Origin of the sequence: Acrocarpospora sp. B8E8 (assembly GCF_039871605.1) — a bacterium.
Classification (GTDB): domain Bacteria; phylum Actinomycetota; class Actinomycetes; order Streptosporangiales; family Streptosporangiaceae; genus Acrocarpospora; species Acrocarpospora macrocephala.
The window spans coordinates 1-7,998 of sequence record NZ_JBDPLV010000150.1 but is presented as its reverse complement, the minus strand read 5'-3'; the positions used below and the strand labels follow the sequence as shown (position 1 = coordinate 7,998).

Annotated in this window: 9 protein-coding genes; 2 read left to right on the top strand and 7 right to left on the bottom strand. The window is 67.1% G+C overall.

The features are described from left to right. Positions 1–116 precede the first annotated feature (116 nt). From ABGB08_RS53925 to ABGB08_RS53905, 5 genes are all read right to left on the bottom strand, one after another. Positions 117–1,178 (bottom strand): aspartate-semialdehyde dehydrogenase, encoded by a 1,062-nt coding sequence (locus ABGB08_RS53925; protein ID WP_155353499.1) that lies wholly within the window; start codon positions 1,176–1,178, stop codon positions 117–119. Then, positions 1,175–2,449 carry an aspartate kinase gene (locus tag ABGB08_RS53920; protein WP_155353500.1) on the bottom strand — a complete coding sequence of 425 codons (1,275 nt, stop codon included), beginning with the start codon at positions 2,447–2,449 and terminating at the stop codon, positions 1,175–1,177. The genes ABGB08_RS53925 and ABGB08_RS53920 overlap by 4 nt, the downstream gene beginning before the upstream one ends. A gap of 208 nt (positions 2,450–2,657) precedes the next feature. After that, a complete protein-coding gene (locus ABGB08_RS53915) occupies positions 2,658–3,188 on the bottom strand; it encodes a DUF5063 domain-containing protein (RefSeq protein ID WP_347608153.1) in 531 nt (176 codons plus the stop codon). After that, the gene (recR, locus tag ABGB08_RS53910; RefSeq protein WP_155353502.1) at positions 3,181–3,780 is read right to left on the bottom strand and encodes a recombination mediator RecR; all 600 of its coding nucleotides are present in this window, start codon (positions 3,778–3,780) and stop codon (positions 3,181–3,183) included. Before recR ends, ABGB08_RS53915 begins: the two co-directional genes overlap by 8 nt. Before the next feature lie 5 nt (positions 3,781–3,785). After that, complete coding sequence (locus tag ABGB08_RS53905) at positions 3,786–4,136, bottom strand: YbaB/EbfC family nucleoid-associated protein (protein ID WP_155344937.1); 351 nt, start codon at positions 4,134–4,136, stop codon at positions 3,786–3,788. Positions 4,137–4,447: 311 nt separating this feature from the next. Here ABGB08_RS53905 and ABGB08_RS53900 point away from each other — a divergent pair, with 311 nt between their 5' ends. Further along, the gene (locus tag ABGB08_RS53900) at positions 4,448–5,857 is read left to right on the top strand and encodes a GAF domain-containing protein (protein ID WP_347608148.1); all 1,410 of its coding nucleotides are present in this window, start codon (positions 4,448–4,450) and stop codon (positions 5,855–5,857) included. A gap of 9 nt (positions 5,858–5,866) precedes the next feature. Beyond that, positions 5,867–6,337, top strand: coding sequence for a hypothetical protein (locus ABGB08_RS53895; protein ID WP_347608145.1), 471 nt, complete (start codon positions 5,867–5,869; stop codon positions 6,335–6,337). Between the two features lie 103 nt (positions 6,338–6,440). On the opposite strand, the gene ABGB08_RS53890 is transcribed toward ABGB08_RS53895, so the two are convergent. Beyond that, a complete protein-coding gene (locus ABGB08_RS53890) occupies positions 6,441–7,199 on the bottom strand; it encodes a hypothetical protein (protein WP_347608142.1) in 759 nt (252 codons plus the stop codon). Further along, positions 7,196–7,543 (bottom strand): hypothetical protein, encoded by a 348-nt coding sequence (locus ABGB08_RS53885; RefSeq protein ID WP_347608139.1) that lies wholly within the window; start codon positions 7,541–7,543, stop codon positions 7,196–7,198. Before ABGB08_RS53885 ends, ABGB08_RS53890 begins: the two co-directional genes overlap by 4 nt. Between the last annotated feature and the right edge of the window lie 455 nt (positions 7,544–7,998).

Here is a 7,998-nt window from a genome sequence, read left to right as displayed (position 1 = left end):
GATCATCGAGGCTCCGCCCCCGACCCTTTGACTACACGCCACCCGAGGCCGAAGGCCGATGGGGCCGAGCGCGAGCGTCCCAAAGGGCGGGTGGGTGGGAGAACCACCTGGTCTCGTCAGAACTCCGTGGCGACGATGAGCTCCGCGATCTCCGCAGCGTTCAGGGCAGCTCCCTTGCGGAGATTGTCCCCGCACACGAACAGATCGAGCGTGTTCGGGAAGTCGATCGCCTGGCGGACTCGTCCCACATACGTCGGGTCGGTCCCGACTACGTCCGCAGGGGTCGGATACACACCGTTCGCCGGATCGTCCATCACGACCACTGTTGGCGCGGCGTTCAGGATGCGATGAGCGTCCGCGACCGTGACCTCGCCCGCGAAGGTCGCGTGCACGGCCAGCGAATGCGTGGTGATCACCGGAACCCGCACGCAGGTCGCGGACACCTTGAGGTCGGGAATGCCGAGGATCTTGCGGGACTCGTTGCGGAGCTTAAGTTCCTCCGACGCCCAGCCGTCCTCCTTGAGCGAGCCCGCCCACGGCACGACGTTGAACGCCACCGGAGCCGGGAACGGAGACTCCTCGGCCAGCTTGTTCTGGAGGGCCTTGCGGACATCGCCGGCGGTCTGGCCGATCGTCCGGTCCCCGGCCAGGGCTTCGATCTCATCGTAAAGACGGGCAGAACCGGCGACTCCGGCCCCGGACACGGCCTGGTACGAAGCCACGACAAGCTCGCGCAGGCCGTACTCCGCGTGCAGAGCGCCCATCGCGGCCATCATCGAGAGGGTCGTGCAGTTGGGCGTGGAGACGATGCCGAGCGGGCGGGTTCTCGCGTCGTCGGGATTGACCTCGGGGACGACCAGCGGAACCTGCGGATTCATCCGGAAAGTTCCGGACTTGTCGATGGCGATGGCGCCGCGCGCGGCCGCGATCGGAACCCAGTCGGCGGAGACCTCGTCGGGCACATCGAAGATCGCGATATCCACGCCGTCGAAGACCTCGGGAGCCAGCGCCTGGACGACCACGTCCTCACCGCGAACCGGCAGGACCTTCCCCGCCGACCGCGCCGACGCGACCAGCCGGATCTCGCCGTAAATGTCCGCGCGGGACGAGATGATCTCGCGCATCACGGTGCCGACGGCACCAGTCGCCCCCACCAGGGCAAGAGTGGGCTTGCTCATCGTCCGGTCCCCCCGTACACCACAGCTTCTACCTGGTCGGCGTCCAGATCGAACGCCGAGTGCGCGGCGTTGACGGCCGCGTCCACCTCGTTCTGCCCCACGATCACCGAGATCCGGATCTCCGACGTGGAGATCATCTCGATGTTCACCCCGGCGTCCGCCAGCGCCCCGAAGAACTTGGCGGTGACCCCCGGATGCGAGCGCATGCCCGCCCCGATCAGCGACACCTTCCCGATCTGGTCGTCGAAGAGCAGGCTCTCGAACACCACCTGATCCTGGATCTTCTTCAACGCGGTCAGCGCGGTCTGCGCGTCCGCCGTCGGCAGCGTGAACGAGATGTCGGTACGGCCGGTGGCTGCCGCCGACACGTTCTGCACGATCATGTCGATGTTGATCTCGGCGTCCGCCAGCGTGCGGAAGATGGCCGCGGCCTCGCCCACCTTGTCCGGCACCCCGACCACTGTGATCTTGGCCTCGCTCCGGTCATGCGCCACGCCGGAGATGATGGGCTGCTCCATCTCGCTTCCTTCGGTCTTGGGATTGGAGAAGACCCAGGTGCCTTCCCTGGTGCTGAACGAGCTTCGTACATGGATCGGGACGCTGAACCTGCGCGCGTACTCCACGCAGCGCAGGTGCAGGATCTTGGCCCCGCAGGCCGCCATCTCCAGCGTCTCCTCGTACGAGATGCGCGGGATCTTCTTGGCCCGCTTCACGATCCGCGGATCGGCGGTGAAGATGCCGTCCACATCGGTGTAGATCTCGCAGACGTCCGCCTGGAGGGCGGCGGCGAGCGCGACGGCCGTGGTGTCGGAGCCGCCGCGACCGAGGGTGGTGATGTCCTTGGTGTTCTGCGAGACGCCCTGGAACCCGGCCACGATCGCGATGTGGCCGTTCCCGATGGACTCGCGCAGCCGCGACGGCGTCACGTCGATGATGCGCGCCCTGCCGTGCGACGAGTCGGTGATCACGCCCGCCTGCGAGCCGGTGAAGCTGCGCGCCTCATGCCCGAGGTTGGCGATCGCCATCGCCAGCAGCGCCATCGAGATGCGCTCCCCGGAGGTCAGCAGCATGTCCAGCTCGCGCCCCGGCGGGAGCGGCGACACCTGCTGCGCCAGCTCGAGCAGCTCGTCCGTCGTGTCGCCCATCGCGGAGACGATCACCACGACGTCGTTGCCGGCTTTTTTCGTCGCGACGATCCGCTGCGCCACCCGCTTGATGCAGGAGGCGTCGGCGACGGACGAACCACCATATTTCTGGACAACGAGCGCCACTGGAATGTCTCCCGTACTTCAGGATGTGGAGCTCACAGTCTAACGGCGCGTCTCACCAGCCCAACTGGTTTAGTCCGCCATCTGGACAGTGCCTATGGCCGCGCCTCCGGCACGGCGGGCTTGGCCGCCTTCAGCCTGCGTCTTCCCTCGTCACTCCGGCCGCTTCGCGACCTGCGTTCCTCAGTCCAGACACAGGCGCGGCCAAGCCTCAGACTGTGGTAGTCTCCTCCGCCACATCAAGCCGGGTGTGCGCGACCAGCGCCTGCAAGGCCCGCAGCGCCGCCCCCGCGTGGTTCCCCCAGGTGTTGAAATATGAGTACTGCCACCACCACAACGCCTCAAGCGGACGCCCGGCCCGATAGTGGCGCAGCCCGTGAATCAGATCCGCCGCCACCGCCGTCAGATCATCCGACAGCCGGTACGGCGTGACCGCCGTGTCCTTGTACGGATCGAACACTTCGGCGTAATCGTCCACCGGGCCCAGCCGGGCGGCGAGAGCCGTACGCAACGGATCTATGTCGGGGTCCTCGCTCAGCGCGGGCTCGAAGTTGCCCTGCAGGATCACGTCCTGCACCGCCGCGAGCTGGGTTCCGGCCAGGCTCACCTGGGCGACCTCGACCAGCAGCAGCGGCAGGATGGCGTCCCCGCCCTCCCCGCCCGCCAACCGGGTCAGGCCGTCAAGATAGTTCTGCGCGTGCCCGGCAACCCGGTCGGCCAGCGCGTTCCACTCATCAAACATCCAGGAGCCTCCGTCCCTCGAATGCGCGGCCCAGGGTGACCTCGTCGGCATACTCGAGATCACCGCCCACAGGCAGACCGCTGGCCAATCGTGTCACTCTGAGTCCCATGGGCTTGACGAGCCTAGCGAGATATGTGGCCGTCGCCTCGCCTTCCAGGTTCGGGTCGGTGGCCAGGATCAGCTCCGTCACCGCGCCGTCGGCCAGCCGGGCCATCAGCTCCCGGATCCGCAGGTCGTCGGGCCCGACGCCGTCGATCGGACTGATCGCGCCGCCGAGCACGTGATAACGACCGCGGAACTCGCGGGTTTTCTCGATCGCGATGACGTCCTTGGACTCCTCCACCACGCAGATCACCTGGGGGTCGCGGCGCGGGTCACGGCAGATCCGGCACTCCTGCTCGGCGGCCACGTTCCCGCAGACCCGGCAGAAACGGACCTTCTCCTTGACCTCCAGCAGCGCGTGCGCCAGCCGCTTCACCTCGGCCGGATCGGCCGCGAGCAGGTGGAACGCGATCCGCTGGGCGCTCTTGGGACCGACGCCCGGCAGCAGCCCGAGCTCGTCGATCAGGTTCTGGACGACGCCTTCGTACATGACCGCTAGAACCCGGGGAGCTGGCCGAAGCCGCCCCCGCCGAGGCCCTGCGCGAGCGGGCCGAGCTTTTCCTGCTGGAGTTCGGCGGCGGCCCTGACCGCGTCCCGCACGGCGGCGATGACCAGGTCGGCGATGGTCTCCGCGGTCTCCTCGGGATCCTTCGGATCGATCGCCTTCGGGTCGATCGTGAGTTCGAGCAGCTCGCCGCTGCCGTTCACGGTCGCCACCACCATGCCGCCGCCCGAGGTGCCCTCCACCTGGGCGTCGTTCAGCTCCTGCTGGGCCGATGCGAGCTGCTGCTGCACCAGCTGGGCCTGCTCCAGCAACTGCTGCAGGTTCACATCTCCTGGGTTCACAATCGTGCACTCCTCAGCCGGATGGCGACATGCCGTCGCGACCGAGCCTACGGTGTTCGCGGCTCATCTGAACACCGGCGCACGGTGTGTGTTCCGCTCCATCGGGAGCCCCAGGCCGGGTCCCGGCCCCCCTCCAAGCGTCCGAGACCCGGCCTCAACCACTCCAGGTCGGCCGCGGCCCGGTGTGGTGCGCTTAACGTAGCCCGCCTAAGGTTGCATACAGGTTGCGATCAACCGGTTACTCATGGAGATTATCGTAATCGGTTGCGGGCCCCCTTCCGGTCCACGCAGGCTCGTCCGGGAAGGCTGGGATGACAATGCAGGAAACGCGACTCCGCCGGATGCACGACGACCTCATGTCCGGAAATATGCCGAATGGGGGGAGCCCCCGGAAGGTCATCTCCGCCTCCTGGCGGCGCTCGCTGGAGGCGGGGATCCACCCCGAGGTGCGGGCCGCGCCGCTCGTCTACGACGTGGGCGACATCGGGGACGCGCGCTCGGCGCACCCGCTGAACGAGGTGCTGCCGCTGCTGAACCACACCCTGCTGCAGATCGCCGACGAGGCCGCGCACATCATGGTGGTCACCGACGCGGACGGGCACATCCTCTGGCGGGACGGGCATCGCGAGGTGCTCCGGCGTGCGGACGCGATCGGGCTGGCGGCCGGCTTCGCCTGGTCGGAGGAGGCGGTGGGCACCAACGGCATCGGAACCGCGCTGGCGACCGGGCGGCCGACGCCGGTGTACTCGGCGGAGCATCTGATCAGGGTGCTGCATCACTGGTCCTGCGTGGGGTCGCCGATCATCGATCCGGATACCGGGGCGGTGCTGGGGTGCGTCGACATCAGCGGCACCACCAAGTCGCTGCCGCCCGCGACCGTCGCGCTGGTCGGGGCCGCCGCCCAACTGGCGGAGAGCCACCTGGCGTTGCGGATGCGAGAATCCGACGAGCGGCTCCGGTGCCGGCACCAGCGCCGGTTGCGGGCTTCCGGGCTGCTGGTGACCCCATCCGGGCGGGTCATCAGCGGGCTTGGCGGCGAGCGGCTCACGCTGCCGGTGGCCAGTGATCGAATGGTGCTTCCGGACGGGCGATCCGCGCGGGTCGAGTCCCTCGGAGACGCCTATCTGATCATGCCGTTCGGCGTCTCAGAACCGCCCCGCCTCAGCCTCACCCTGCTCGGCACCGAGCGCCCCCACGCCGAACTCGACGGCGCCCACGTGCCGCTCTCGCTCCGGCACGCCGAGATCCTCGCGCTGCTCGCCGCCCATCCGCGCGGGCTGACCGCCGATCAGCTGTCCATTTTGCTGTACGGCGATGAGGGCAATCCGGTGACGATCCGGGCGGAGATCCATCGCCTCAGGGCGCAGCTTTCCGGTGCCGTGGCCGCGAAGCCGTACCGGCTGGTCGGGGAGGTCGAAGCGGACGTGCTCAGCGTCCGCCAGGCCCTCTCCATCGGGGATCTGGCGACGATCGCGCACCTGTATCAAGGGCCGCTGTTGCCGCGCTCCGAATCCCCCGCTGTCCGCCGCGAACGGGACGAACTAGATGCGCGGGTACGCTCCGAGTTTCTCGCCAAAGGATCCATCGACGACCTGTGGACCTTCGCCCAGACTCCAACCGGCCACGACGACTGCGAAATCCTCGAACACATCATCACCAACACGTCCCCGCAGGACCATCGCCATGCGGCTGCCCGCGTGCGCCTCAATGCCGAAATGTAGGAGATCGTGTTGTTCGGTCGTTTGCTGGTTTTGTTTGTTGCTCTTGGGTCGACGTTGATGGGCGGGCCGGTGCGAGATGGCGGGAAGTTGGATGGCTTCACGATCGGGTGGATTCCTGCGGGTGTGGGGGCGCAGGTCTCCGACTTCCCCTACGAGTGGGAGGACGTGAGTTTCGTCTCCCGTGTGTGGGAGCACGAGGTCGATGGCGTCTCCCAGGTGGATCTCAAGATCGCTGTCATGCGTGGCCCGCGCTTGGCGACGCTCGCTGATTTGCGGGCGTTCTTGGCCGAATATCACGAGTATGACCCGGCGGCTTGGCGTCTGGACGAGTTCCAGAACGGGGGTCACCGGGGGTTCATCAATGCGTCCGAGGCCTTCTGGTTGAGTTCTGCCGGGGTGGGCGTGTCGGTCAGGATTCCGTCGGGCGGGGTTACGCGGGAGGAGCTTTACCGGACGGCTGCGTCCATCCGGCCTACGTAAGCCGCTCGCGGCAGGGCAGATACCGCTCCGTCCGCCGATCCGCGTTCCGTACGGCACGGGGTGACCCGCGCCGTACGGGCGGAATAGGATGGCGCTTGGCGACTTAGCCGGTGAGGTCGCTCTTGTAGAAGACGGTCGCCCGGAACTGGTCAGGGCTGCCACTGATCTTGCTGGAGAAGCCGAACGCGAGGCGCGGGCCGCTCGACGATCGCCAGATCGCCATTCCCTGAGGTTCGCGACCGGACAGCGACTCGCCCGCTCTCGTCCGGAACACCTCCTCGACCGAACCCCCGGTCTTGTTCATGTCGAGACGGACCAGGTAGGACGGCTTGGCCGGGTCCGAGGGGTCCGCGGGCGCACCACCGTAGGAGAGGTACGCGTACTGGCCGTATGAGGTCACGCCCTGGAAGTGGTCGGAGTCGGAGAGACCGAGTTGGGCGTTGGTCGGGAGGGCGCGCTTGGCCAGGATGGGAGTGGTGTCGCTGATGCCCCTGTAGATGACGGCGGGGAGGTCGAACAGCGCGAGGCGCCACGGGCTCGTCGTCCCCATGTACCGGAGGAGCAGCCGGTTGGTGTAAGGATCGATCGACGGTCTCGGACAGTCCAGGAAATCGGAGAGGCCGATCCGGAATTCCCAGACCCCCAAGTCGTTGTAGTCGAGCAGGCCCCCGTCGCTGTACTCGAAGCGGCAGATCGTATGGCTGTTCGGGGCCGTACCGGGGGACAAGCTCCTCCAGTCGCCCGCGAGCCACACGTACGGAGATCCGGACGTGGACGGCTGGATCGCCATCGACGAACCGTGGTCGAACCCGTGGAGCGCCATGGCGCCCAGCACCTTGCCGCTCAGGTCGGTCCTGGTCATCCAGAGGTCGCCGTTGTACTCCCGACCTTGGTCTGCACGAAGTAGATGTGCCCGTGGACGTGGTCGAAGGCGAAGGACTGCATCGCCCAGTAAGGCTGGTGAAGTGTGGCCCGCACAACGGGATCGCCGCCGGCCCCCTCGAATACGAAGCGCTGCGATGCCGGGACGGTCGCGGACGCCGATTCAGCCGCGAACAAGGAAAGGCCGCCGGTGGCGGCGGCTGCTGCTATCCCTGTACCGGTCCGGAGGAGCGTGCGACGACTTACGGCAGATCCTCCGCCGATTTGGGTATTTTCGCGCAAGTACATCACCCTGCCGGTCGTTCGGCTGATTTGGTTGATCATGATCAACCTAGCAAGAATCTGACCGATGGGTGTCGATAAAATGAACTGCGGGCGAAATATGGGCACTTCACGCGCCAGAAGCAGGCCAGCACCCCTTCCCGGCCACCGGCCGCTCCGGCCGGTAGTAGCGAGGCAGCGCATCTGACATGACTGAAGACCCCTGAATACCGGTGCGACAAGTACGCGCCAACCTTACTTGTCCGATATGACCGACTACTTAGAGTCACCATGATAATTGCCCAGGGGTGCCGGGCTCGTCTCCACGGATGTTGTGTATGGGTTGCGCTGGCCGAGGGCGGGAGCCCTCGGAGTTGTGTATGGGTTGTGCTGGCCGAAGCGCGGGGCGAAGCCCTCGGAGTTGTGTATGCGCTGGCCGAAGGGCGGGGCGAAGCCCCCGGAGTGGGCAGTCGCGGGGGTCGGGGCGGTAGCCCCGGAAACAAATCAAGGGTGGGTGG

What these genes read in the sequence shown, in the direction of transcription:
- recR (WP_155353502.1), bottom strand. Translation starts at nt 3,780, where the DNA reads ATGTACGAAGGCGTCGTCCAGAACCTGATCGACGAGCTCGGGCTGCTG.
- ABGB08_RS53900 (WP_347608148.1), top strand. Translation starts at nt 4,448, where the DNA reads ATGACAATGCAGGAAACGCGACTCCGCCGGATGCACGACGACCTCATG.
- ABGB08_RS53885 (WP_347608139.1), bottom strand. Translation starts at nt 7,543, where the DNA reads ATGATCAACCAAATCAGCCGAACGACCGGCAGGGTGATGTACTTGCGC.
- ABGB08_RS53890 (WP_347608142.1), bottom strand. Translation starts at nt 7,199, where the DNA reads ATGACCAGGACCGACCTGAGCGGCAAGGTGCTGGGCGCCATGGCGCTC.
- ABGB08_RS53925 (WP_155353499.1), bottom strand. Translation starts at nt 1,178, where the DNA reads ATGAGCAAGCCCACTCTTGCCCTGGTGGGGGCGACTGGTGCCGTCGGC.
- ABGB08_RS53915 (WP_347608153.1), bottom strand. Translation starts at nt 3,188, where the DNA reads ATGTTTGATGAGTGGAACGCGCTGGCCGACCGGGTTGCCGGGCACGCG.